A 26998-nucleotide genomic window follows, 5' to 3' on the forward strand; every position below is an offset into this window, starting at 1 on the left:
CTTATCCTCCAATTTCAGACATTCCCTTCCTTTCAATATTTTCTTCTTTCTTTGTAGATACATTTTTTCCAGTCTCTGTAAACTGGTGACAATACGGCTTTTTGGACACTGCTTTTCTAAATGCGTCTCTTACTTCCTCCTTAGAGGCGCCTGTCCGAAGAAGGTGTTTCAAATCCACTCCGGTGTCGTACTGCAGACAGGTCTTTAAATATCCTGCTGCCGTCAATCTAATCCGATTGCAGCTCGTACAGAAGGAATGTGACATCGCACTGATAAAACCAATTTCTCCGTTTCTTTTCTCAAACTGGTAATATACGGCAGGGCCATTTCCAAAGCACCCCTCCGCAATTCTGCTTCTCCCATATTCTTTTTCTAAAATCTTACGTATTTCCTCCTGGCTTCTTCCCTTATATTTTTTTCCAAGTCCCACCGGCATCATCTCAATGAAACGCACACGTATACCCTGCTCATACGCAAACTGTGCCAGCTTTAAATACTGTGCTTCCTTCACCTCCATAAGAGGAACACAGTTTATTTTCACTGTAAGTCCAGGACAGGAACACGCTCTTTTCATCCCTTCTATGACCTGTTTTAGATTGCCGCAGCGGGTAATCTTTTCATATTCTGTTTCGTCTAGTGTGTCGAGACTTATGTTGACTGCATCCAATCCGTTTTTTGCCAGCTCTTCCATCTGATGGGACAAAAGCACGCCGTTCGTTGTCATTGTCACCTGCTCAATACCCGGCACCGCTTTTAACATCCCTATAAGCGCGGCAATCCCTTTCCTTACAAGCGGTTCCCCTCCGGTGATCTTAATCCGGCTGATGCCTTCCTCAGCCCCTATCCCGACGATCTGCACAATCTCATCAAAGGTAAGAATTTCCCTATGTGCTGTCTGTGCGATCCCCTCTTGCGGCATACAGTACACACAACGCAGATTACAGCGATCTGTGACCGAAACACGCATGTATGTGATCTCTCTGCCATACCCGTCTTTAAGCATCCTTTCCACATTCTCCTTCACTGTCTGACAAAATGCCAATCCCATGGCTCAAGGCAGGCAGAATATACTCCAGATTTTCTCGGACTGCCTTTGGGCTTCCTGGAAGATTGATAATCAGTGTCCTCTTTCGTATTACAGATACGCCGCGGCTTAGCATCGCCCGAGGGGTAATCTGAAGAGATGCAAAGCGCATCGCCTCCGCAATCCCAGGGACATTCCGATCCGCTATAGCTAAGGTGGCCTCTGGTGTCCTGTCCCTCATTGAAAATCCTGTACCACCTGTTGTAAGAATCAAATCCACACTATATGCATCACACAGTCTACACAGGCACTTTTCTATTTCTTCTTGTTCATCTGGAAGCAGTATCTGCTCTGTCACTTTATACTCTTTTGCCTCCAGCATCTCCTTTATCAGCGGCCCGCTTCTGTCTTCTCTTTTCCCTGCATATCCTTTATCGCTCAAGGTAATAACCGCCGCTTTCCATCTTTTTTCCATTCTCTGCCTTCCCTTTCCTACATGATATCCAGTTCTCTTTTCTCTTCGCGTCTATTGATAATCTCTCCACTCTTTCCGCCGGATTTTCTCACCATGTAAATCTCTGTGATTTCCATGGTCTTATCCAACGCTTTACACATGTCATAAATCGTCAGCAGAGCGACACTTACCCCTGTCAGCGCTTCCATTTCCACCCCTGTCTTTTCTTCTGCCTTCACAGTACAGGTACAGTATACCGCGCATTCCTGATGTTCCAACTCAAACTGTATCTTACAGTTCGTAAGAGGAAGAATATGACACATCGGAATCAGTTCTGATGTCTTTTTTGCTCCCATAATTCCGGCAGTTGCCGCCACAGAAAGGACATCCCCTTTGCCGATAGTTCCCGCCTGAATCGCTGTAAAGACTTCACGGCTTACAAGAATTTTCCCCTGCGCCTGTGCCTCTCTTTGCGTTACAGTCTTTTCCGTCACATCAACCATAACTGCCCGTCCCTTCTCATCAAAATGTGTCAGTCCCACTTTTTTCTCCTTTTCCTGTTCTGATTCATTAATCTATCTGCTTCTTTTTCCAATACAAGCTTATGAGAGGTGTCTGCAGCACCTCATACCATCCATACAGGCATGGAACATTCTGTAAATGGATGATAGCGTCAGTAAACACTGACGCTATCTCTTATTATAGAGGAAACGATTTATAAAGTAAACATTCCCCTCCTTATTTCACATATCACTTCAACAAGCACGAGATACGGTTTTACGAATGGCGCGGGCTAAACTGCTTCTTACGCGACTTCCGTCGTTTTTTCAAACTGAGAATTATACAGCTCTGCATAGAAGCCTTTCTTTGCAATCAGCTCCTCATGCGTTCCCTGCTCTACAATGTCCCCCTCTTTCATAACAAGAATCAAATCCGCATCCCGAATAGTAGACAGCCTATGTGCTATGACAAAGCTTGTTCTGCCTTTCATCAGATTATCCATCGCCTTTTGAATCAGTACCTCTGTCCTCGTATCAACAGAGCTGGTCGCCTCGTCTAAGATAAGAATCTTCGGGTCTGCAAGAATCGCTCTGGCGATTGTCAAAAGCTGCTTCTGTCCCTGAGACACATTGCTTGCCTCTTCATTTAATTCCATATCATATCCGCCTGGAAGCGTCTGTACAAACCGATGGACATGCGCTGCCTTTGCCGCCTGGATAATTTCCTCCTCCGTCGCGTCCAGCTTTCCATACCGGATATTGTCCCGTATAGTACCGTGAAACAGCCATGTATCCTGGAGTACCATTCCAAACATCTCTCTAAGCTCATTTCTGTTAAAGTCCCGTATATCATGTCCGTCCACTTTAATTGCTCCGCTGTTTACATCATAAAACCGCATCAGCAGCTTAATCATCGTTGTCTTTCCTGCGCCGGTCGGCCCTACAATTGCTATTTTCTGTCCTTCTTTTATCTTTGCCGAAAAGTCGTTGATAATAATTTTCTCTGGATTATATCCAAAGTGCACATGCTCAAACTCCACATTTCCTTTCAGTCCCTCTACACTGACCGGATTTGGCACCGTCTGATCCTCTTCTTTTTCTTCCAGAAATTCAAATACTCTCTCTGAGGCTGCCGTCGTCATCTGCAGCATGTTTGATACCTGTGCAATCTGCTGGATAGGCTGTGTAAAATTCCTTACATACTGTATAAAGGACTGAATATCCCCAACCTCTATCGTCTTCTTAATCGTCAGGTATCCTCCTAAAATCGCAACAGCCACATACCCCAGATTTCCGATAAACTGCATAATCGGCATCATCATTCCGGAGAAGAACTGTGATTTCCATGCAGAATTATAAAGCTTTCCGTTTGTATCATTAAATGTGCGTATTACATCCTCTTCTTTATTAAATGCCTTTATGATATTGTGCCCACTGTATATCTCCTCTACCTGTCCGTTTACATTTCCAAGATATGCCTGCTGATCTCGGAAATATCTCTGGGAATGTTTCATAACAAATGACAAAAGCCCTGCGGAAATTGGAAGTATCAGCAATGCCACCACCGTCATCAAAGGACTGATAGACAGCATCATTACGAGTACTCCGATCATGGTTGTCACCGAAGTGATAAGTTGTGTTGCACTCTGGTTTAAGCTCTGTCCTAGTGTATCAATATCGTTTGTCACGCGGGAAAGAACTTCTCCTACCGGTTTTGTATCAAAATAATTCATCGGCATACGGTTGATCTTTTCCGAAATTTCCTTTCGCAGACGATATGTTGTCTTCTGGGAAACTCCCGTCATAATAATTCCCTGGATAAAGGTACACAGAGCGCTGATCATATACAGCCCCAAGGTCATGAAAAGAATCTGCCCGATCTTTCCAAAATCCATGCCGCTTCCGCCGGACACCTTACTGACAAGGCCGTTAAAAATCTCTGTGGTTGCCTTACCGAGTATCTTTGGGCCTACAATATTAAACATCGTTCCGCATATGGCAAAAATGAGGACAAACAGTACTTGTATTTTATATACGCTCATGTATTTTATCAGCTTTTTTAATGTACCTTTGAAGTCTTTTGCCTTTTCTCCCGGCATACCGCCTCGCATTTTTCCTGGTCCCATACCTTTACTCATAACTGTCCGCCTCCTTTCCTTGTGTTCCTGCCTTCAGTTCTTCTTCTGAAAGCTGTGAAGCCGCTATCTGCCTATATACTTCGCAGTTTTTCAGCAATTCTTGGTGGGTTCCCATTCCTGCGACTTTCCCTTCATCCAGAACAAGAATTTGTTCTGCATTTAAAATGGTACTGATACGCTGTGCGACAAGGATTACCGTACTTCCGGCCGTTTTCTGTTTCAGCGCCCTTCTAAGTGCTACATCTGTTTTATAGTCCAGAGCTGAAAAGCTGTCGTCAAAAATGAAAACCTCCGGATGCTTCGCAACCGCCCGCGCAATAGAAAGCCGCTGCTTCTGACCGCCGGAAACATTTCCTCCGCCCTGGGAAATTGGACTTTCATATTTGTCCGGCTTTTCTTCTATAAATTCCACCGCCTGGGCAATCTGCGCCGCCTCTTCCATCTCTTCCTTATTTCCGTCTGGATTTCCAAACAGAATGTTAGATGCGATATCCCCAGAGAACAATACGCCTTTCTGCGGTACATATCCAAGCCGTTCTCTTAGTTCATGCTGCTTTACCGTACGGATATCCTCTCCGTCCAGACGAATCGTCCCTTCCGTCACATCATAAAATCTGGGAATCAAATTAACCAGCGTCGATTTTCCGCTTCCGGTACTTCCGATAATCGCCGTCGTCTCGCCTGGTTTCGCCGTAAATGTAATATCATGCAGCACTTCCTCATCTGCTCCCGGATAGCAGAAGGATACATGCTCAAATTCCAGAACTCCCTTTTTCTTTCCAGAAAATGCTTTCGGCTGTTTTGGATCATGGATGACTGTCTTACTTGTCAGCACCTCTTCTACACGATCCGCTGCCACCGCTGCCCTTGGCAGCATAATGGAGAGCATACACAGCATTAAGAATCCCATAATAATCTGCATTGTATATTGGATAAATGCCATCATATCTCCAACCTGCATCTGCCCTTCATTGATGCCATGTGAACCTGCCCACATAATTAAAACAGAAATTCCATTCATAATCAGCATCATAACCGGCATCATAAACGTCATAGCGCGGTTTACAAACAGATTTGTTTTCGTCAGATCTATATTCGCCGCGTCAAACCGCTTTTCTTCATGTTTCTGTGTACTGAATGCCCGTATAACCGGAAGTCCTGTAAGAATCTCCCTCGTCACAAGATTCAGCTTATCTACAAGGCTTTGCAGCATTTTAAATTTGGGCATTGCGACAATAAATAAAACCAAAATAACCACCGCAATCAATACAACGGCAAGAGCGATAATCCATGACATGGACACATTTGTCTGAAACACCTGGTAAATTCCTCCTATTGCGAGGATTGGGGCGTAGAGCACAATACGCAGCAGCATGACTGTAAGAAGCTGGATCTGCTGTATATCATTAGTGCTTCTTGTAATCAACGACGCCGTAGAAAAATGATCAAATTCATTATTGGAGAATCCAACTACCTTCTGAAATACCTTGCTTCTCAGATCCCGTCCTGTGGACGCTCCTACCCGCGATGCCATAAACCCTACCAGGACACTCGCCGCCATTCCAAGGAATGCAAGTGCAATCATTTTTTCGCCTGTGGCAAGCAGATAATGGATCTGCATGGAATCTGTATCCATCCCTAACTTTTCATAGGCCGTCTTTGCAAAGCTGATTGCCGCCTGCTCTAAAATCGTATCCGGCATATCCTCCATCTGCTTAGCAGCTTCTTCAACAAACGCCTCTCTCTGTTCGGCAGGCATCACTTTCAGCATGTCAAAAATATCCATTTCTTCCGGCAATATTCCCTGTGCAGAATTTGCTTTCATCTGCTCTTCTAGTTCTTTTGTCATATCGCTGCCAGATTCTAATCCTGTCGTCATCATCATAGGAAGCGCCATTACATCCGAAAGCTCTTCTTTCTTTTCTTCGTCTTCCTTCACAGTATCCTTGAGTACATATGCTTCTACATCATAAGAGACATCGTCTTTCTCATAGGAATTGACAATTCTCTCCTGATCTTTGTCTGAAACAAACAGAAGTATTTTTTCCATATCCTCTGCTCCCACTGCTACAGGAACTTTATCCTCTATTCCGCCCTGCTGGATTCCCACATTTACAATATCGGAAGTATATGCGGGAAGCGACAAGTCGCAATATGCCTGAAGTATCAGTACAGCTATAATTACCAGCATTGCCTTCCAGTATGTACCTGCATACTTAAACAAATTTTTCATAATTATTGATCCTTTCTGCCTCCATTTTCAGTTACGAATCCATTAGTCCGCCCATCGGCTGAATTTCTCTTCCTCTGTTTTCAGATTCTCACATATCTGAAACATCATCCTTCTCATCAGAAGCTTCTCTTCCACACTCATTCCCTGGAATATCAGCTCATCTAACTGCTGTGCAACCATCTTTACATCCTCAATACAAGATTTCCCTTTTTCCGCCAGCTCTAGACGCATAATTCTCTGATCCTTTTCATCTGTTTTTCTGCTGATATATCCTGCTTTCTCCATCTTCTGTATTGCTGAAGTAATAGAAGGGGGGGTAACATCCATGCGCTTCGCCAGTTCCTTCTGTGAAAGAGAGCCACTCTGATGCAGAGAAAACAGAATCCCTGCATGAGTTTTGTTTAAATCATACTTTCCAAACATTTCCTTTGCCCTCTGTTCACATCTGTGCATCAACATTCCAATCAGCCCGATAGTGGGTATATGATTCATATCACACCTCATACCGTTCACCTCCCAAACAATCAATTAATTAGATAACTAACTGTTATATTAGTATTATCATACAAAAAAGTCAAGTTATTGATAATAAATTCACATTTATTTCATAATTTTAAACAATTTTTAATTAAACATCTAACTATTTTCCAAGTATCTATACGCTTCTTCACACAACGTTCTATTAAAATACATCTTTATATGAATATAATTTGTGGGGAAAATTCAAAGCCCCCGCTACAAACAACGGGGCATCAAATTTGACGCGTCCCAAGGGGCGGGGTATTTGACCCTCGCGTCGGTCGCCAAATGTGCGTGCAGACACGCCCGCATGGCTCGTCGCTCGCGGGAATAAAAGAAATCGGCCTTGGGCTGCTCTTTGCTCAGAAGTAAAAAATACTTCTGCCTAAAAGTGCACAGCAGCACAAAGCCGATTTTTCATTGAAATACTACTTACAATAAATACATGTACCTGTGAATTACAGATACAGGCTTCTTACCTTATCTCTTACAGGAAGTACAAAGGTTGGAGATACAGAAAGTTCATCCACTCCCATTTTCAAAAATGTCTCTGTCAGCTCTATATCTGCACCGAGCTCTCCACAGATTCCTACCCATGCACCACCTTTGTGTCCATTCTCGATCGTTTTCTGAATCATACGCAGCACTGCCGGATGATGCGGATCATAGAATGTGTCCAAATTTGGATTTTGTCTGTCAATTGCCAGTGTGTACTGAGTCAAATCATTCGTACCTATACTAAAGAAATCCACTTCTTCCGCCAGTTCTTCACTAATCATTACAGAAGCAGGCGTCTCAATCATAACACCGATTTCAATATCCTTATACGCAATCCCATCTGTTCTTAATTCTGCCTTTACCTCTTCCAGAATAGCTTTTGCGCGTTTTACTTCTTCCACAGAAATAATCATTGGGAACATTACAGAAATATTTCCAAATGCACTCGCCCTTAAAATCGCGCGCAGCTGTGTCTTAAATATTTCTTCTCTTGTAAGGCATATGCGGATTGCCCGGTATCCAAGAGCCGGATTTTCTTCCTTCTCTAAATTGAAGTATCCCACCTGTTTGTCCGCCCCAATATCCAGTGTACGAATAATTACCTTTTTCCCTGCCATATTTTCTGCCACTGTCTTATATGCAAGGAACTGTTCATTCTCTGTCGGATAATCTTCTGACTCCAGATATAAAAACTCGCTGCGGAACAGACCAATTCCTTCTGCGTCATTCATCAGTGCAGCCGCTGTATCAGAGACACTTCCTATATTCGCATAAAGATGGATCTTTCTTCCATCCTTAGTCACAGTCTCTTTTCCCTTCATTTCCTTGAGAAGCTCCTGTTTTTTCAGTTCCTCCTGCTGAACTGCCTTCGCCTGGTTTAAGTATGCTTCGTCTGGATCGATTGTCACAGTCCCTTCATATCCATCTATCACCGCCATTTTTCCGTTCCACTCTTTTTGAATGTCTACTTCAATCAGAGCTGGTATATTCATTGTTCTGGCTAAAATGGCTGTATGAGAGTTCGCAGACCCATATCTTGTGACAAATCCGAGCAGCTTCGACTTGTCCATCTGCACCGTTTCACTTGGAGCCAGATCGTCTGCCACCAAGATAACCGGCTCTTCCATCTCTGCCATATTCTGTCCGTTACCGCTAAGTACATTCACAATCCGTTCTGAAATATCCTTTACATCTGCGGCCCTTGCTTTCATATATTCATCATCCATAGCTGCAAACATAGCTGCAAAATTGTCCCCTGTAACAGCCGTCGCATATTCTGCACAGGTTTCCTGTGTCCGGATAATATTGTATACGGAATCCAAGTAATCCCCATCATCCAACATCATCATATGCACTTCAAAAATCGCTGCCTCTGTTTCCCCCACCTCGCGCTGTGCCTTTTCAAACAAATGCTGAAGTTGTTCTTTTGCTTTCTCACGCGCACTGTCAAAACGGGCTGCTTCTGCCTCTACATCTTCTACCTTTTCTCTTTTCACAGCAGTCTGATTCTTTTCATAATAAAAAATCTTACCGATTGCCATCTTCTTAAAAATTGATTTGCCTTTATACTGTTCCATAATCTTTTCCTCCCTTCAGGCTGTAAACTTTGTCGTTGATTGTCTGCATTCAATCCATCTCAAACGGCTTTTTCCTCTGTCCGCCGCTTTCATATCAAACCAATGCTGCCTCCTTTCTCTCTTTAACAAATAGGAATTTTCCTGTTTGATCTCTCTTTTATACAATTCGTATATCCCCGATTCTGATTTCTTCTCCACAGATACACTTTTCATATGAATCAAAACAAACCATTTCTTCTCTTTGCTCAGGCACAGAATATCTGATATAACATGCAGTGTACATTCCAGCCTTTTTTGCCCCGCTTATGTCTTTTTGCGGGTTATCCCCGACAAATAAACATTCATTCGGCCTCACTCCTGCCTTCTCTATACAAAGTTCAAACAGCTTTTGTCCTGGTTTGTCTTGTCCAACCTCCTCACTCGTTATAAAACAATCGAAATAAGCAGCAAGTCCTATCTTTTCCACTTTTTTATTTTGGATATAGGATGTCATATCTGAGCCTATTCCTGTATAAATATTCTTTTTCTTCAACAGAATCAGAAGTTTTTCTATTCCTGGCTCTGCACAAGCATTTTTCAATACATCTTCCCAATATATCTTATACATTTCATTTGCATAAGGATATACCGGCTTTTTTAATATCTCCAAGGTGTTTTGAAAACGTATCTGCCGGTTGTGAAAAGATGGATGGGAGAATCCAATCCTGCCGCCTATTCTCTCCTGTGCCTTTAAGATTGCTTCTCTTAAAGCCTCCGGTGATATTCCAAGCTGCTCCTCTATATAGTTCTCTACTTTTCGCATTGCATGGCTGCTGCACTTTGTAAACGCAAACAATGTGTCGTCTACATCGAAAAACACTGCTTTTATCATACTCTTCTTTTCCTTTATTCATACATCGCATCCATATAACACGGACTATATTTATTCTATCATATTTTTTTCTTCCTTTGTACAGAAATTTCTGAATATGAATGTAACAATTCAGCCATACAGTGTGCGGGAAGCATAAAACATGCTTGCATGTTTTTGCGAGCGTACATCTGTATGAGCTTAAGCGCCCATCAATGAGTAAAACGGTGGCGACAGCCATGATAAGCACGCAATGCGGTTTTCCACTTCAACTCCGTTGTCCTTCACTCTTGAAGGGCTTATACACTTTACGCGCCGCCGCAATACCACAAAGCAGTAAAATTTCCTTATTGCGGCGTGCGCATACTGCCCGAAGGGCTTTTCTATCATAGGTCAGTCCGAAGTACCTTCCTATGATAGAAAAAACATCAACGCCGCCTCTAAATCCTTGAACGGCATTGATGCTTCAACGTTTTAAAATTTTCCCAAAATTCCTCCCGGGGCCAGAAGAGTAAACGGAAATATTGGTATATTACGTACTACACCGTAGAGTAATACTGCAATCAAAATAATCACCAGCAGCCGTACAGATATTTTGGAATCTATGTGGTTTTTGCCCGTTATCATCCAATCCACACATCTAGCTGCAAGGTATAGCCCTAAAAATGGCAGCAAAAGGATCAAAAAAGGATTATAAGCAAACGCCTCATAAAGCCTTCCGTGAAGCAGAGCATAGCACGCCCTTCCGGCTCCACATCCCGGGCAATATATTCCTGTCAGAGTATGTATCACACACGGAACTGGATAAATCTTTGGATTATGATAAAACAGATATATGCATCCTGCAAGGAATACTGCAGCAATCGCTAAAACTGTCAGTACGCGATCCCGCCTGGATTTTCTAAACCTCTCTTTTATCGCAGTCACTATTCCTCTCCCGCCCTGCATTTTCCTCTGAAATTCTGCCATATAATTTTTCATCCTATTGCATTATTTTAGTAATAGTACACTGCGCTTACACCAATCATTACAATATAAATAATGAGTAAAATCCACATCAGAACGCCTACAGCCGCAGACACAATAATCCAGATCTTTGCTTTCTTTGCGGAATCCTTCGCTTCTGCCATATTTCCTGCTGTTACCGCGCTGTTGATTTTAGCCGCAAATACGATCGCAACAATACCAAATGGTGTACAGCATAAAATTGTGCTAAGAATAGACAATACCAGATACGGTACCCAATTCACCGGCGGCTCCTGACTGTATCCTGGCTGTACCGGCGGTATATCATAAACCGGCGGTGGAGTCTGCTGTGTAGGAGGTACCTGATACATATCATTTGGCTGGACTGGTTCTTGATAATAACCTGGATTTGGCTGCTGTGTTCCTTCCGGCTGTACATTTAACTGCTGTGCTTCCTCTGCCTGTACATTCGGCTGCTGTGCTTCCTCCGGCTGTGTATCCATCTGCTGCGTCTCCTCCGATACCGGATTTTCTGCCGGCGCCTCTGCCTGGACAGGTTTTGCCTGCTGTGCACCGCAGTATGGACAGAATTTTGTGTCGTCCGGTATCTCCTTATAACAATTAATGCAATTCATAACTTCTACCTCGCTCTCTCGTTTTTTAGAATTATATGTTTTTATCAATAATACCATTCTATCAAGAAAATGGTTACAAGGGAACCTCCATTTTGTGAAAATTCTTTTATATTTCTTTTTACTTCCAGCATTGTGTATTTTTTATTCCCAGCTTCTCAGCTTTAAAAATCGGGTCTTTACCTTCTCTTTTTTGCTTCTCATAATCTTTGAGTACCAATAGTGCCTTCCTTCCAAGTATCAGAATCGCTACAATATTCACCGACGCCATACAGCCCATTGTTATATCTGCAAAATTCCATACCACAGAAAAATCTGCCTGCGCTCCCAGAAATACTGCCAGAAGACAAGTGCACCGAAATATAAAAAGCGCTTTCTTATTATTTTTAATAAACAGTAAATTTGCTTCTGTATAATAATAGTTACCGACCAGGCTGCTGAATGCAAAAGCAAAAATAGAGATCGTAATAAAATGAATCCCCCAGCTTCCCACATTTGCAGAAATTGCTTTCTGCACAAACGGAATTCCATCCAGAACGCCTGGCACTCCCTCTATTCCAGAAAGCAAAAGCATCATCGCCGTTGCCGAACAAATCAAAAGCGTATCAATAAACACCGATAATACCTGCACCATACCTTGTTTGGCAGGGTGGCTGACAGAGGCGGCCGCAGCCGCATTCGGCGCGCTTCCCATACCTGCTTCATTGGAAAACAGCCCTCTTTTTATTCCAATCACGACTGCGCTTCCCGCCATACCTCCCAAAATTGCCTGCACATCAAACGCCTGTGAAAGTATCATGCTAATTACCTTAGGCAAAGCCGAGAGGTTCATACAAATTGTAAACAGTCCTATCAATAAATAAATGCCCGCCATTATCGGTACCATAACGGATGTAATAAACCCGATTCTATGTACACCTCCGAAAATTACAAAAGCGGTAGCCAGCGCTAAAAGAATACCTACAATCACTGGATATATCGATTCACTGTAGTTTGGAATATAATATTCTAGTGCAGACGACATGTTAAAAGACTGCAGTCCGTTAAATCCATAGGCAAAGCAGATAATCATAAGAATAGAAAATACAATACCAAGCCAGCGTTTTCCAAGTCCCTGTTCCATATAGTACGCCGGACCGCCTCTGTAGTCCGCGCCATCTTTTACTTTATAGACCTGTGCCAGTGTGCTTTCGATAAATGCAGAAGCACCTCCTATCACTGCCATCAGCCACATCCAAAACACCGCCCCTGCGCCTCCGGCTGCAATTGCCGTTGCGATTCCCGCGATATTTCCTGTCCCCACACGAGATGCCGTAGATATCATTAACGCCTGAAAAGAAGAAACTTGTTTCTTTCCATCTTCTTCTTTTCCTTTCTCTTTCAATATATGAATTGCTTCTCTTATCATTCTTACCTGTACAAATTTTGTACGTATAGTAAAGTAAAGCCCTGTCCCTATAAGCAGAAACAAAAGCAGATAGGTATACATAAAGTCATTGATTGTTCCTAAAATCTCATTTAGCATTGCTACTTTCCTCACTTCCTCCCAGTCTTATTTTTTCCACCGCTTCTGCAGCATCTTCTTTCAGAGCATGAAACAAATAGTTCCTCTCCACAGTATTTTTTCCCAGATACTCCTCTCTTATCTCTTTTTCTGCCAAGCTTATTTCTTCCTTAAGTCCTTCTGCTGACATTCTCTGCGCTCCCTCTCCCAAAATGATCACTTGTTCCAACGCATCCGATGTAGCGACCGTAACATCATGGTGCCTTCCCATACGCCGTACCGTTTTTTCAATGTACTGATCGGCGGTCTCCGCTTCTTTCGTATAAACTACATGGATATTATGATACTTTATTGTCTCTCCCTTATTTCCTTCCACTTTATAAGCATCAAATACAAGAATCAATGTACACTTCCTATAGCCTTGGTAATTACACAAAATATCCATCAGTTTATTGCGCGCTGCCTCCATACTAATTTCTGAAAGTTCTTTTAAATCCTTCCATGCGAAAATGATATTATAACCGTCAACCAAAAGATATTCTTCTCTATTTTGTTCTCTTTTGCGAAACTTCCTTCTTCCTTCGTTTTCCTGTTTTTCCTGCGCGCGAACAGTGACAGAGGTGGCATTATAGTTTCTTTTTATCGGATCTGGTGTTTTTACATAAATTGCATCCAGTTCCTCCTGTGTCAGTTCAATTCTGGAAACTGGCGGCGGACAAAATGTTCGTCTTTGTGCTTCTCTCTCTTCTTTCTTTGCAGTATAACAGCTCCCAATGTGCGCATATTCCTCCACCTGATACCAGGGAACTACAAATCCAGCACCATGGGAACAAAATACCGATCCAGTTGGATTTTCTATATCTGCTTCTGCATCATACCCCATGGCTTCTACTACTTCTTCCTGGTTCTGGCAGGCTCTATATCCCTTCGGTTCACAGAACAAGCGTCCTCTTCCCTTTGTGTAAGAGATAAATTCTCTCTGATACCCCCGCATCTGGGATACCGGAGCACTTCCCGTAAGGATGACAGACTCTTCTGACGTCAGCGGGGGCGCAAAGTCCCCTTTCATTTTCTGAATGTCCGTCATAGCTCTTCCAACCATTTCTGCCGGAAGCTCCATTTTAAACTCATAGTATGGTTCTAACAGTATACATTCTGCTTTTTTTAATCCCTGGCGCACCGCCCGATAAGTCGCCTGCCTGAAATCCCCGCCTTCTGTATGTTTTTGATGAGCCCGTCCCGCAAGCAAAGTAATTTTTATGTCTGTAACCCCAGCTCCAACCAGTACCCCTTTATGTTCTTTTTCCTCCAGATGTGTCAGAATCAGCCTCTGCCAATTTCTGTCCAGCACATCCTCGCTGCAGACAGACGAAAATTGCAGACCGCTTCCTCTCTCCCCCGGCTCTAATAAGAGGTGAACTTCCGCATAGTGCCGGAGAGGTTCAAAATGTCCAACTCCTTCTACAGGAAATTTTATTGTTTCTTTATACACAATATTCCCTTCTACAAATTCCACCCACACTCCAAACCGTTCTCGAATAATATGTCTTAGAACTTCTGTCTGTACTTCTCCCATCAACTGCGCATGAATTTCTCCCACTGCTTCTTCCCATACAATATGAAGCGCAGGCTCTTCCTCCTCCAATGCCCTTAAGTTCTCCAGCATTTTATGTATATCACATGCATCCGGAAGAGCGATACGGTAGGTCAGTACAGGTTCCAATACAGGTAAGTCTGATTCTGGTTCTGCGCCAATCCCTTCCCCTGGATATGTGTCTGAAAGTCCTGTCACTGTACACACTCGCCCTGCTGCCACCGCAGGAACTGCCGTATATTTTTCTCCGGAATAGATACGGATTTCATTGATTTTTTCCTCAGAATTTCCAATGCTGTCCCTGACCCTTAGCTCTCCGCCGGTTACTTTTAAATAGGTCAACCGGTTTCCCTGGGAATCTCTCCCGATTTTATATACCTTTGCCCCAAATTCTTCAGGGTACTTTAATGACTCTGTAAAATCTGCAATCCCATTTAAGAGCTCATCAACCCCGTCCATATAAAGTGCAGAGCCAAAATAGCAGGGGAACACATTTCTCTCTTTTACTGCTTTTTGAATCAGTTTCTTGTCTATTTTCCCAGATTCCAGATAAGACTCCATCATTTCTTCATCGCATAGCGCAAGGTTCTCCATGGCCATTTCATCTAAATAACTGAAATCAATACAATTTTCTCCAAACTGTCTTTCCAGCTCTGCCATAATTTTCCTTCGTTCTGTTCCCTCTTGATCCATCTTATTTACAAAGAGAAAAGTTGGGATGTTATATCTTTTCAAGAGCTTCCACAAGGTCATCGTATGTCCCTGTACACCATCTGATCCACTAATCACAAGCACCGCATAGTCCAGCACCTGCAGCGTTCGTTCCATTTCCGCCGAAAAATCCACATGGCCAGGTGTATCCAAAAGCGTAATCTTCATATCTTTCCATTCGAATACTGCCTGTTTAGAAAATATAGTAATTCCCCGTTCCCTCTCTAACTCATAGGTATCCAAAAATGCATCCTTGTGATCTACACGTCCGGCCTGGCGGATTTTTCCACTCAAAAATAAAAAGCTCTCTGACAGAGTCGTTTTTCCTGCATCGACATGGGCGAGAATTCCCAGACAGACATGCTTTTGAGACTTTTTCACTTCTCTGTTTTTCTTATTCCCGGATGTATTTTCCATGAAAATACTCCTTTCTAATCTAAAATTGCATATTTATAATCATATCATAAAACAGAAGGTTCCGTCGATAATAAATAATACCAATGCATGAATCGAAAGAATCTGTTATAATTTAAAAGAAACGCTTTAAAAACATAAAAAAGTAAGGAGACAACATATGGATTATAAAATCAGTGGATATAAGCCTGCACAATTATTTCACTTTTTTGAAGAAATCAGCGCAATTCCAAGAGGTTCAGGCAATGAGATGCAAATCAGCAATTATCTTGTAAGCTTTGCTAAAGAAAGAAATTTATGGTTTCATCAGGATTCCAGCTACAATGTCATCATTAAAAAAGAAGGAAGCAAAAATGCCGAATCTCTTCCCTCTGTCATGCTTCAAGGACACATTGACATGGTGTGTGAAAAACATAAAAGTATAGACCATGATTTCACACAGGACGGCCTGGAGCTTTTCATAAGAGATGGGGTTCTATTCGCAAACGGTACCACACTGGGGGCAGATAATGGAGTTGCTGTGGCACTTATGCTGATGGTATTAGATGACAAAGATATTGTCCATCCCCCATTAGAATGTGTATTTACCACCGCAGAAGAAGTCGGACTCTTAGGCGCAAAGGCTCTCGATAAGTCCCTTCTTACAGCACGTACAATGATTAATCTGGATTCCGAAGAAGAAGGAATCGCTACAGTAAGCTGTGCCGGCGGTGTTCGAATCGAATTGACCAAAGAAGTAAAACGGCAGTCTGTATCTGGTACACTGCTCCATATAAGTATAAAAGGACTCTTAGGCGGACACTCTGGAAGTGATATTCATAAAGAGCGCCACAACGCAAATCTTCTTATGGCACGAATGTGCTGCCGCCTGATGGAAGAAACAAACGGACAGCTGGTCAGTTTCATAGGCGGAAACAAGGATAATGCCATTCCTCGGGAATGTGAGGCGGCACTTGTTTATACAAATGCAGACGAAGCACATAAGGCAGAAGAAACTGCCCGTCAGCTTATCTGTCAATTCCAGGAAGAAATCTTATCAGAGGAACCGGACTTTTCCTGCACACTCACAGCCGAAAAAAACTGTCTTGTCTCTGCTTTAGATAAAAAGGATTCCCGTTCATTCCTTCTGGCTATGTATCTGGCTCCAAACGGAGTACAGAAACGAAATCTGAAAATGAATGGCTTTGTTGTCGCTTCTTCAAATCTAGGCGTAGTCAAAACACAAGACGATAAACTAACCATTGTATTTTCACCTCGTTCTTCTGTTCCCTCTTTGTTAGAGGAGCTAAAAGCACACTTTGGGATTCTCGCAGAGACCTTCGGTTTTAACACAGAATTTATTGGAGAATATCCCGGATGGAATTACAACGAAAATTCTGCTGTCCGAAAAGTTTTCCAGGAAAGCTATAAAGAGCTCTTCAAAAAACCTTTAAAAATAGAAGCTATCCACGCTGGATTGGAATGTGGATTATTCTGTGATGCAATTCCCGATCTGGATGCCATTGCAGTAGGCCCAACAATTCTTGATTGTCATACACCGCAGGAACACCTTCCTCTCGATTCCTTTGAACGTTTCTACCAATTTTTAAAGGATGTTTTAAGAAGGCTTGCAGCAGAATCTCACTCTCCTAACTGATGACTGCTTACTTCCTGAGGCGATACCACACCTTCCCGCCGTCCTCTTCTTCCATAATGATTCTCTGTCGTATCATATAAGGAAGAATAGAGTCCAAAAACGCCTTTGTATCTGTAACCTTTATTTTTTCTTTACTGAAGGGCTGGCCTGCGGTCAGTCCTTCTACTGCCTTTTCCAGATCCTGTACAGACATCCTTCCGTTTTTTTGTAATGCTTTTTTCACCTTCGCCACTCCTCTGGCACAAAGTAAATTCGAAAGCTCCTGCTGCTGCCGCATAGAACGCCACAGTCCCCACGCATAAATGATAGCTGCCGCAACAGCAAATAGCAGAATATATGGAATATACTGCAGCATTATTTTTTTCCTTCCTCTCTCCAAACAATCAGATGGTTATCTTTTAAAATCTCTATAAATTTAATCAGCCGCGCCAACGAATTTTCCATCTTTGGAAATTTTTTCTCAAACTCCTGTGAAAGCTCATGCACATCTTTTCTGCCATCTATCAATACCCAAACAAAACTGCCGTATTCATCCAATGCAATCTCGCTTACCCGCGGACGGTGAAAAAAACGCTGGGCAATTTTATGATAAAACCCTTTCCACTCAATCAATACCGTTACCTTCCCACTGTCATCAATGCGGTATTCTATCTCCGGATTTTTCGCCGGCACAAAGTCTAAATAATTCTTTTCTTCTTTTTTTCTCATTTTTTACCTCCCGGCAATATAACGCAAAAAGCCTGGCTTAGTGATTTTCATATAGAAAGAAACAGCCTGCTTAAAACAGGCTGCATCTCACACAGATTTTCTAGAAACCCAATACTATTTTTCTTTCTTTACACACAGCATATACAGTCCCGCCAGAAGCACAAAGAAAATAATCAAGCTTCCAACCTGAGGAAGTGCAAATGGCAGCACAATCTTATCGTCCAGCTCCAGAACAGCAAGCACCGCTAATACAATTCCAATGATTCCCTCTCCTGCAATCAGTCCAGAGGTAAACAGCACACCCTTCTCTGTACGCTTTTTCTTCTCTTCTTCACTTCCTTTGCGGCGCTCTACCAAATAACGCACAACACCACCTGCCATAATTCCTGCGCTTAAGCTAAATGGAAGATACATGCCTACCGCAAATGGAAGCACTGGAATCTTCACAATTTCTACCGCAATAGCAACACAAACGCCCATCAGAATCAATGCCCACGGAAGTTCTGCATTCATAATTCCTTCTACCAGCATTTTCATCATAGTTGCCTGCGGCGCGGGAATTTGGTCAGAGCCATACTTCCATGCCTCATTTAAAAGATACAAAACAAAACCAATTGTGACAGAAGAAGCCAATACGCCTACCATTTCCCCTATCTGCTGCTTCTTCGGCGTTGCACCAACAATAAAACCGGTCTTTAAGTCCTGAGAACAGTCTCCTGCTATTGCCGCAATTACACAAATAATACCGCCTATCGCAATTGCCCCTACCATACCTGTTGTCCCGTCTGTTCCCGTTGCTTTTAAAAGTAAGGTAGCAATAATCAATGTAGCAATTGCCATACCAGAAACCGGATTATTTGAAGAACCAATCAGTCCTACCATACGGGAAGAAACGGTTGCGAAGAAAAATCCAAACACAACTACAACAAGCGCGCCTATCGGACTTACCGGAAATGCCGGAACAAGCCAGATCGCAATTGCAATCATAAGAACAATCACCAGCAGAACCGGCATAGAAATATCCTGCTCTGTCCGCAGAGCATTTGACTTCACACGCCGATTAGACATACTTGCCATCGCCTGTTTAAAAGTACGGATAATCAGTGGAAAACTTTTTACAAGACTGATGATACCGCCCGCAGCGACTGCTCCTGCTCCAATGTACTTAATATAGTTATCCCACAGTTCGGCAGGCGCCAGTGTATTGATCGGATCCGCTGCCGGAAATATCGTCGCCCCTGCTCCAAATAGCGCCATCATTGGCATAAGAACAAACCAGCTTAATGTGCCTCCGGCAAGCATATAGCTTGAAATTTTGGGTCCGCAGATATATCCTACTCCGGCAAGGGCAGGAAGCACCTGAATTCCGATATGAGAACCTGTATATCCCTTAAAATCATATCCAATCTCACTTTGAAATACCTTCAACCCGTCTGCGACAAACTTATACGCCGCAGAAATTCCCAGACCGGCAAATACAGTTCCTGCCTTACTTCCTCCCTCTTCACCTGCCAGAAGGACTTCCGCACAGGCAGTTCCCTCCGGAAACGGAAGTGTGCCATGCTCTTCTACAATTAATGCCTGTCGAAGCGGCACCATAAAGCAAACTCCGAGAATTCCTCCTACAAAGGCAACCAGAAAAATTGTCACAATACTCGGAGCATCTATTTTTCCTTCCTCTGCCCACAAAAACAGAGCCGGTAAAGTAAAAATAGCACCGGCTGCCACAGATTCTCCCGCAGATCCAATCGTCTGTACCATGTTGTTCTCCAGAATAGATTCCCTGCGAAGAATTACACGTACAATTCCCATAGAAATAACCGCCGCTGGAATAGAGGCTGAAATTGTCATGCCGACGCGCAGTCCTAAATAAGCATTTGCCGCGCCAAACACAACCGCCAGAAGAATACCAATCAGAATAGAAGTGATTGTAAATTCAGGAACAACACGCTCTGCCGGAATATATGGCTTAAATTCCGTTTTATTTTTTTGCATAAATACTTTCCATTCCTTTCCTTTTATCGATTTTCCTTAAATTTTATCAATTTTTAATAAGTCTTGAAAAATTATATCATTTTACGTCGATAAAAGAAAGAAAAAAATTACTTTTGTAAAATTCTTATAAAATTATCCTCTGCTATCTATGAAACTTTATGAATCACCTATAACACATAACTACCATATTGCAGGAAACTCTATTTTATTTAATAGCCTGTTTATATGTCCCTGAAACACCTCTTATTGCATCATGCTTAGAGCTGTTTGAAGAATCTATGGAAATTTGCACACAGTCCCATTCATAAAACCTAAAAGAGTTGATGGTTTGTTCATTAATTCCGCAAAAACATCCGGTGATAAATCCTTATTATCCGTTTTATTATATTCTAATGAATATAGAAAAAAGGACACTTTAAATTGTATTTACTGGTTATTTCAAGTTGCAAAGCTAAAGGTAATTTAAAATTTTGTTTGCTTTTTAATTGCGTAGTATTATAACTAATCATTTATGAAGTCTCTAAATTGTCCTAACTCCCTCTGAAAGGGGCAAGTATATGTAATCTTTCTATATCATCCTCAGTCTGCTTTTTCATTGTTATTTGAGCCAGAGCAATAATGATTCTTTTCAGCTCAGAAAATGCCTCATTTTTATAAATATCATCATTATCCCTAATTCTATTTTTCCATCTGCGAGATTAACTTTTGGAATTTCTTTAAAATCAATTAAAGCCATGTTCCGCGCGTTTCATCAAATGAACTCCAAATATGTTTTTACTGCACCCACAAATTTCTCAGCTTTTTCATATTGTTCTAACGCATCATTTCTAGATACTAAAAAGAAATCTGCGTAATCACAGTTATTCCTAATCTGGAAAGCACTGCTTATGTATTTGGAATATTCTTTATCAAATTTTCCGGTTTTTACATATTCTTTCTGGAAATAGGCTATTACCCCTGTATGTTTAGAGAAGTCCACTTTATCTAATGCAAGTATAGCTCTAACTGCTGAAAACATGGCATAGTAGGAGCGCCCGATCGAATCTTTATATTCTCCTGCTTCAAGAAGTATTTTGGCAGAGTGAAGCTTTCCCTCGGCTGTTTGCAAACGATATTCAATAAGTTCCTTTTGATAATCAGGCACTCAATTTCACTCCCTCCTGTGCGATATTTCTGTAATAGGGGAGTATCTCTTTGTAAGTTTCAAATTCAGTATATGGAATTACTGTTGGAGAAATAATAACCTCATAGTCTAATTCCAAATCTGAAACAACATCCCATATTTTCTTTAACTGTTCTTGTAGTTCTTGTCTTTCACCCTTTACTATGGCCGCAATATCAATATCCGATTCTGTATTATAATCTCCACGAGCATACGAGCCATATAGATATATCTCACACAAATTCTGATTGTAAATATTACGATAAATTAAAACCATTTTCCTTAGTATATTTTTGAGATCACTCTGTGTACACATCTTGTCAGACCTCCTAAAAAATAAAAAAATTACAAATCTGCACTTTAAGTTTCCTATATATCATTATACCTATGTATTATATTTTTAACAATTATTTTCTATAATAGTAGTTGTTGTTACCTCAGAACAGAACAAAGTGGGCTTGTCCACTTTGCGCGCCACCGCAATACCGAAAAGCGGTAAATTTTTCTTATTGCGGTGTGCGTATCCCGCCCGGAGGGCTTTTTATATAATAGGAAATTTATCGAAATTTCCTATTATGATTCGGGTGTCAAAAGTTACCTTTTGACACCCGAATCCTATTATATAAAAAAAACTCCCACTTAAAAAATGGAAGTTTTTCAGTGCCATCTATTTTCAGATTTTGTGGCATCTCAATAAAAAAATCGGAGTGACGTGATTCGAACACGCGACCTCTACGTCCCGAACGTAGCGCTCTACCAAGCTGAGCCACACTCCGAAACCTTATTCTCTTTTCTCTTAAAGTGAAATTAAGAATCTGCTCTATGCAGATTCTTAACTACGGATAGAGGACTCGAACCTCTACTAACAGAGTCAGAGTCTGCTGTGCTGCCATTACACCAATCCGCAACACTGATGTCTCGTCCTTGTCAGACGCAACAACGTTATTATAGCAGACTCTCTGGAAAAATCAAGTAGTTTTTTTAATTTCTTTAAACTATTTTTGCCATCTGCATTTTTCTGAATATTCTGACTTTTACTCTTTCCACTCTCCGTCAAATACAACTTCCGCCGGTCCGGTCATATACACCTTATTTTTCTCTCTATCCCACTGCACAAGCAAGTCTCCTCCGAGCAGCTTTACGCATACTGTATCTTCTGTCTTACCGTTTAATATACATGCCACAGCAACTGCACAGGCGCCTGTTCCACAGGCCAGCGTTTCACCGGAGCCTCTTTCCCATACACGCATCTTTACCGTTTTTTCGTCCAGTACCTCGACAAATTCTGTATTCACTCGGTTCGGAAATCTTTCATGTTCTTCAAAAGAAGGGCCTATCTTCTCGATTTCCATACTGTCTATTCCATCCCAGAAGATAACCGCGTGCGGATTCCCCATAGATATACAGGTCATTTTGTACTCCGCCCCGCCTGCAATGATAGAATCGTCAACTACACTTCTGCCTTCTGCTTTGACCGGAATCAGCTCCGGCTCTAAAATAGGACTTCCCATGTCTACCTTCACAAGAACAGCCTTTCCATTCTCCACTGTCAAATCTAAATATTTTATTCCACCCAATGTCTCAACTGAAATCTGCTTTTTATCTGTCAATCCATAATCATATACATACTTTGCCACGCAGCGGATTCCATTTCCACACATTTCTCCTCTGGATCCATCTGCATTGTACATCTTCATCTCAAAATCTGCTTTGTCAGAAGGACAGATCAAAATCAGACCGTCTGAGCCCACTCCAAAATGACGGTCACTGATTTTCTTTGCCAGTTCTGAGGGATTCTCTATTTTTTCCTGAAAACAGTTCACATATACATAGTCATTGCCTATCCCCTGCATTTTAGTAAACTTCATCTTTTCTTTCCTTTCGCTTGTCCTCTATAATATATTTCTTTATCTACGTTCTATACGCAGTCAAAAACATTTCTTTTACTCGGCGCTGCTTTCTAGTAACTTCCATACCTCTTCCTTCTCCGGCATTGCCTTAATTGCCCCTTTTCTAGTCGTTACTAAAGCAGCGGCAGCATTTGCAAAAGTCAGCATCTTGCCGAGCTGCTCTTCTGTCAGATTTTCAAAATCTTGTTCCAGAATATAATTCAAACAACTTCCGCAGAATGTGTCGCCGGCGCCTGTGGTCTCGATTGTCTGCACAGAAAATCCCTTTCTCTCGACGCGCATCCCCTTATAATATGCTCGACTGCCTTCTTTTCCCATCGTCAAAAAAATCAGCGGTATCTTATATCTCTCCTGCAAATATGCGATTCCTTCATCGTAATCTTCTTTTCCAGACACAAATTGGATTTCATTATCTGAAATCTTCAGAATATCACAGAATTCAAATCCATATTCCATCTGTTCTTTTGCAAGTGCAAGTGAACTCCAAAGTGGAGGACGCAGATTCGGATCAAAAGAAATCAGTGCCCCGCTGCTTTTTGCAATATCTAATGCTTTCTTTGTAGCTTCCCGTACTCCTTCATGTGTCATAGAAAGCGTACCAAAGTGGAATATCTTTGTCTCTTTCAAAAATGCCGCATCGACTTCATCTTCCTTAAGCATCATATCCGCGCCCGGGTTCCTGTAAAAGGAAAACTCTCTGTCGCCGTCTGGAAAGGTATGTACAAACGCAAGTGTAGTATTTACCTTTTCCTCTTCCAGAAGATGAGAGGTATCAATTTTCACTTCATCCAATGTATTTCTAAGAAGCTTTCCAAACTGATCTTTACCCACCTTTCCGAAAAACGCTGTCCGTTTCCCCATTTTATTCAGAAGCGCAAGCACATTGCAGGGAGCTCCTCCCGGGCAGGCCTCGAACAATGCATTTCCCTGCCCACTCTGACCGTTCATTGTAAAGTCAATCAGCAGCTCCCCCATTGCGATAACGTCGTATTTCTTTGCCATATCATAAACCTCCTCTGTCTTTTTCCTTCTCTCCAATATTCCACTTTGATGTATAAGAAACTGTCTCTTTCATACTACAGGCTTAATTGAAATACACCAGCTCTTCAATCGGCTCTGCGTCTTCAATATGTTCTGCCTCCAGAACAGGGCCTTTGCCGTGATATACTGACACATTCGCAAACCCTACCTTCGCCCGAATCTTCACCCACTGCCCAGGCTTGAGTTTCGGCGCGTAAGCACTTTTACACACATATCCCAAAAAGGTTGTATCATCCGCACAGCAGGTCATTGCCATTCTCCCAGGAAGAAATACTTTTGAAGGAAACGTACGCGGTTTTAGTACCTTTGCTGTAAATTCAATTACTTTTTTATTATACCTGTCCGGATTTTCCATCATGTCCACATACCAGATTCCATAATCTTCTCTGCGGATTTCAATAACCGGCGCATCCAGATTGTAAGGAACGTCTCCTTCAAATATATTTTCAATCTCTCCTTCTTCCCCTTCAAATATTACTTCCGCCTGCGGGCTTACTACCTTTACACTCCTCCTGTATCCTGCCAGCGGCTTTATATCTGTACAGCGGTTAAATAAGACCAGCTCTGCTCCTCTGACCATTTCTACAAACAATGGCTTCAGATTCGTAAGGTACATCTGAAAGGTACTAGCATCCACAGTCGTAATCTTCTGTTCTATCTCCCAGCCTTCAGGAAGAGACAGGCTTTCAAAGTCACTGACTTTCCACATGCCGTTATACTCTATAATCACACGCTGCGGCCGATGCTTTTCTTTCATCCTGGAGAGCCATTCTTCTGTCAGCTCTTCCTGTTCTTCTACCCGTTCTATGACGACCCCGTATTTGAGCATTTCACCCGAATTATATTCTTCTTCCCCATCTTCGCACAGAATAAGAAGTGTTTTCCCATTAATCTGAAAATACTCCTGCTGTAAGGTAAATTTTAAGAACTGAGTTTTTCCGCTGTCCAAAAATCCTGTCATCAGATATACCAATGCTTCTGGTTCTTTCATCTGTTTTCTCTCCTCTCAAACAACCATTATACAAGCCCAAATACTTTCTCCAGCTTTTCCTCGTTCAATTTAGATCCGATTACGCAGATCCTTCCCGTATATTCTGGCGCGCCGTTTCGGACTTCATGCTCCTGCGGTACCATATCAAAGTAAATCCATTCCCCGTCTTTTCCTGCAACCATTCCTTTTGCACGCAGTACGGTACCGAATCCCGTATCCTGTTCTAATTCCTTTAATATACCTTCGATCTCATCCTTTGTATAAGCATGGATCGTCTCTCTTCCCCAACTTGTAAAAACTTCATCTGCATGATGATGTCCGTGATGATGTTCATGTCCACAGCCACATTCTGCATCATGGTGATGATGATGTTCATGCTCTCCATGTTCGTGATGGTGATGCTCATGCTCCTCGTGTTCATGGTGGTGATGCTCATACTCCCCGTGTTCATGGTGGTGATGCTCATGCTCCTCGTGCTCGTGATGGTGATGCTCGTGATGATGATGTTCCCCGCACACCGGGCATGTCACTTCCGAAAGCAACTCTTCTTCTAAGGATTTGCCTGCCTCCATCACCTCAAGAAGCTTACTGCCGGACAGTTCATCAATCGGCGTTGTGATAATCGGAGCCTTTTCGTTTAGTTCTCGCAGCAATGCGACGCTCTCTTCTATTTTATCCGGTTTTGCCTTGTCTGTACGGCTTAAAATAACAGCCCCCGCATAGGCGATCTGATTGCTGAAAAATTCCCCAAAATTCTTCCGGTAAATTTTGCACTTTGTCACATCCACAACCGTAGTAAAACTGTTTAACTGCGCATCGATACTTTCCTGTACATCCCGCACTGCCTTGATAACATCTGACAGCTTCCCTACACCGGACGGCTCAATCAGAATTCTCTCCGGGTGGTACGTGTCCACCACCTCTTTTAAAGATTTTCCAAAGTCTCCTACAAGAGAACAGCAGATACATCCAGAATTCATCTCCCTGATTTCGATACCGGAATCCTTTAAAAATCCACCGTCAATTCCGATTTCTCCGAATTCGTTTTCTATCAGAACTACCTGTTCCCCTGTAAATGCCTCCTTCAGCATTTTTTTAATAAATGTCGTCTTTCCGGCTCCTAAAAATCCAGAAATAATATCAATCTTTGTCATATAAACCGTCTCCTTCTTTTAAATCTAATTCTACCGGACAGTGATCTGACCCCATCACATCTGTCAATATCTTCGCGTCTTCCAGTCTGTCTTTTAAGCTCTCTGACACACAAAAATAATCAATCCGCCACCCCGCATTTTTCGCGCGCGCGCTGAACCGATATGACCACCATGAATAGATTCCTTCCTGATCTGGATAAAAATATCTATATGTGTCAATAAATCCCGCCTCCAAAAGCTCTGTGAACTGCTGCCGTTCTTCATCCGTAAATCCCGCATTTTTCCGGTTTGTCTTTGGATTTTTCAAGTCAATCTCTTTGTGTGCCACATTCATATCCCCAGTCACAATCACAGGTTTTTCTTCTTCCAAACGCTTTAAATAAGCCCGAAAGTCCTCTTCCCACTTCATTCGGTAATCAAGCCGTTTCAGCTCATTTTGAGAATTTGGTGTATATACTGTCACAAAATAGAAATCCGTAAATTCACAGGTTATAACCCTGCCCTCCTGGTCATGCTCTTCTATCCCGATTCCATAGGTTACTGACATGGGCTCTTTCTTCGTAAAAACCGCGGTTCCTGAATATCCCTTTCTCACCGCATAATTCCAATACTGATGATACCCTTTTAAATCAAGACTTAACTGCCCTTCCTGCATTTTTGTCTCCTGGATACAGAAAATATCTGCATCCGCCTTTTCAAAAAACTCTAAGAATCCTTTCTGTACACACGCACGGATCCCATTTACATTCCACGAAATAAGTTTCATATTCGCCTCCTTCGTTCTGTC

23 protein-coding genes and 2 tRNA genes are annotated in these 26998 nt (G+C 42.2%); 1 reads left to right on the forward strand and 24 read right to left on the reverse strand.

The genetic code is table 11. From position 1 onward, the window contains the following. Position 1: 1 nt before the first annotated feature. The 12 genes from moaA to ACZ5C4_RS14125 all read right to left on the reverse strand — a co-directional run bounded on the left by moaA (position 2) and on the right by ACZ5C4_RS14125 (position 15617). On the reverse strand, positions 2-1003 hold the full coding sequence (gene moaA / locus ACZ5C4_RS14070; protein ID WP_464521560.1) for a GTP 3',8-cyclase MoaA: 1002 nt from the start codon (positions 1001-1003) through the stop codon (positions 2-4). Then, positions 996-1499, reverse strand: a complete 504-nt coding sequence (locus ACZ5C4_RS14075; protein ID WP_464521561.1) for a MogA/MoaB family molybdenum cofactor biosynthesis protein — start codon at positions 1497-1499, stop codon at positions 996-998. The genes moaA and ACZ5C4_RS14075 overlap by 8 nt, the downstream gene beginning before the upstream one ends. A 17-nt stretch (positions 1500-1516) precedes the next feature. Beyond that, a complete protein-coding gene (gene moaC, locus ACZ5C4_RS14080) occupies positions 1517-2020 on the reverse strand; it encodes a cyclic pyranopterin monophosphate synthase MoaC (RefSeq protein ID WP_186876921.1) in 504 nt (167 codons plus the stop codon). Positions 2021-2283: 263 nt separating this feature from the next. Continuing rightward, on the reverse strand, positions 2284-4116 hold the full coding sequence (locus ACZ5C4_RS14085) for an ABC transporter ATP-binding protein (protein WP_464521562.1): 1833 nt from the start codon (positions 4114-4116) through the stop codon (positions 2284-2286). Next, a complete protein-coding gene (locus ACZ5C4_RS14090) occupies positions 4109-6349 on the reverse strand; it encodes an ABC transporter ATP-binding protein (protein WP_464521563.1) in 2241 nt (746 codons plus the stop codon). The genes ACZ5C4_RS14085 and ACZ5C4_RS14090 overlap by 8 nt, the downstream gene beginning before the upstream one ends. Positions 6350-6391: 42 nt before the next feature. Continuing rightward, positions 6392-6853, reverse strand: a complete 462-nt coding sequence (locus ACZ5C4_RS14095) for a MarR family winged helix-turn-helix transcriptional regulator (protein WP_464521564.1) — start codon at positions 6851-6853, stop codon at positions 6392-6394. 473 nt (positions 6854-7326) lie between these two features. After that, complete coding sequence (gene ptsP, locus ACZ5C4_RS14100) at positions 7327-8943, reverse strand: phosphoenolpyruvate--protein phosphotransferase (RefSeq protein ID WP_464521565.1); 1617 nt, start codon at positions 8941-8943, stop codon at positions 7327-7329. Between the two features lie 157 nt (positions 8944-9100). Then, the gene (locus ACZ5C4_RS14105; RefSeq protein ID WP_464521566.1) at positions 9101-9814 is read right to left on the reverse strand and encodes an HAD-IA family hydrolase; all 714 of its coding nucleotides are present in this window, start codon (positions 9812-9814) and stop codon (positions 9101-9103) included. 453 nt (positions 9815-10267) lie between these two features. Beyond that, positions 10268-10762 (reverse strand): DUF2752 domain-containing protein, encoded by a 495-nt coding sequence (locus ACZ5C4_RS14110; protein ID WP_464521567.1) that lies wholly within the window; start codon positions 10760-10762, stop codon positions 10268-10270. A gap of 26 nt (positions 10763-10788) precedes the next feature. Continuing rightward, a complete protein-coding gene (locus ACZ5C4_RS14115) occupies positions 10789-11394 on the reverse strand; it encodes a CD225/dispanin family protein (RefSeq protein WP_464521568.1) in 606 nt (201 codons plus the stop codon). A gap of 118 nt (positions 11395-11512) precedes the next feature. Further along, the gene (locus tag ACZ5C4_RS14120; RefSeq protein ID WP_464521569.1) at positions 11513-12916 is read right to left on the reverse strand and encodes an alanine/glycine:cation symporter family protein; all 1404 of its coding nucleotides are present in this window, start codon (positions 12914-12916) and stop codon (positions 11513-11515) included. Beyond that, positions 12906-15617, reverse strand: coding sequence for an NYN domain-containing protein (locus ACZ5C4_RS14125; RefSeq protein ID WP_464521570.1), 2712 nt, complete (start codon positions 15615-15617; stop codon positions 12906-12908). The genes ACZ5C4_RS14120 and ACZ5C4_RS14125 overlap by 11 nt, the downstream gene beginning before the upstream one ends. Positions 15618-15774: 157 nt before the next feature. Between ACZ5C4_RS14125 and ACZ5C4_RS14130 the strand changes: the two genes are divergently transcribed. Next, the gene (locus tag ACZ5C4_RS14130) at positions 15775-17250 is read left to right on the forward strand and encodes an aminoacyl-histidine dipeptidase (protein ID WP_464521571.1); all 1476 of its coding nucleotides are present in this window, start codon (positions 15775-15777) and stop codon (positions 17248-17250) included. A gap of 7 nt (positions 17251-17257) precedes the next feature. Here the strand turns inward: ACZ5C4_RS14130 and ACZ5C4_RS14135 are convergent, their stop codons facing one another. From ACZ5C4_RS14135 to ACZ5C4_RS14190, 12 genes are all read right to left on the reverse strand, one after another. Next, on the reverse strand, positions 17258-17605 hold the full coding sequence (locus ACZ5C4_RS14135; RefSeq protein ID WP_464521572.1) for a hypothetical protein: 348 nt from the start codon (positions 17603-17605) through the stop codon (positions 17258-17260). Next, positions 17605-17958: a PqqD family protein gene (locus tag ACZ5C4_RS14140; RefSeq protein ID WP_464521573.1), complete on the reverse strand. Its 354-nt coding sequence runs from the start codon at positions 17956-17958 to the stop codon at positions 17605-17607. Before ACZ5C4_RS14140 ends, ACZ5C4_RS14135 begins: the two co-directional genes overlap by 1 nt. Before the next feature lie 114 nt (positions 17959-18072). Next, the gene (locus tag ACZ5C4_RS14145; protein WP_464521574.1) at positions 18073-19953 is read right to left on the reverse strand and encodes an OPT family oligopeptide transporter; all 1881 of its coding nucleotides are present in this window, start codon (positions 19951-19953) and stop codon (positions 18073-18075) included. Between the two features lie 751 nt (positions 19954-20704). Next, positions 20705-21097 carry a HEPN domain-containing protein gene (locus ACZ5C4_RS14150; RefSeq protein ID WP_464521575.1) on the reverse strand — a complete coding sequence of 131 codons (393 nt, stop codon included), beginning with the start codon at positions 21095-21097 and terminating at the stop codon, positions 20705-20707. Continuing rightward, complete coding sequence (locus tag ACZ5C4_RS14155; RefSeq protein ID WP_464521576.1) at positions 21090-21431, reverse strand: nucleotidyltransferase domain-containing protein; 342 nt, start codon at positions 21429-21431, stop codon at positions 21090-21092. Before ACZ5C4_RS14155 ends, ACZ5C4_RS14150 begins: the two co-directional genes overlap by 8 nt. A 386-nt stretch (positions 21432-21817) precedes the next feature. Continuing rightward, a tRNA-Pro gene (locus ACZ5C4_RS14160) sits at positions 21818-21891 on the reverse strand. Between the two features lie 60 nt (positions 21892-21951). Beyond that, positions 21952-22022 (reverse strand) — tRNA-Gln (locus ACZ5C4_RS14165). A gap of 127 nt (positions 22023-22149) precedes the next feature. After that, positions 22150-22983: a diaminopimelate epimerase gene (gene dapF / locus ACZ5C4_RS14170; RefSeq protein ID WP_464521577.1), complete on the reverse strand. Its 834-nt coding sequence runs from the start codon at positions 22981-22983 to the stop codon at positions 22150-22152. 75 nt (positions 22984-23058) lie between these two features. Beyond that, positions 23059-24027: a carbohydrate kinase family protein gene (locus ACZ5C4_RS14175; protein WP_464521578.1), complete on the reverse strand. Its 969-nt coding sequence runs from the start codon at positions 24025-24027 to the stop codon at positions 23059-23061. Positions 24028-24109: 82 nt separating this feature from the next. Next, positions 24110-25057: a TIGR03943 family putative permease subunit gene (locus ACZ5C4_RS14180; protein WP_464521579.1), complete on the reverse strand. Its 948-nt coding sequence runs from the start codon at positions 25055-25057 to the stop codon at positions 24110-24112. Positions 25058-25083: 26 nt separating this feature from the next. Next, positions 25084-26211, reverse strand: coding sequence for a GTP-binding protein (locus ACZ5C4_RS14185; protein WP_464521580.1), 1128 nt, complete (start codon positions 26209-26211; stop codon positions 25084-25086). Then, positions 26198-26977: an exodeoxyribonuclease III gene (locus tag ACZ5C4_RS14190; RefSeq protein WP_464521581.1), complete on the reverse strand. Its 780-nt coding sequence runs from the start codon at positions 26975-26977 to the stop codon at positions 26198-26200. The genes ACZ5C4_RS14185 and ACZ5C4_RS14190 overlap by 14 nt, the downstream gene beginning before the upstream one ends. Between the last annotated feature and the right edge of the window lie 21 nt (positions 26978-26998).

The sequence above is a fragment of the Mediterraneibacter flintii genome, from assembly GCF_055387595.1.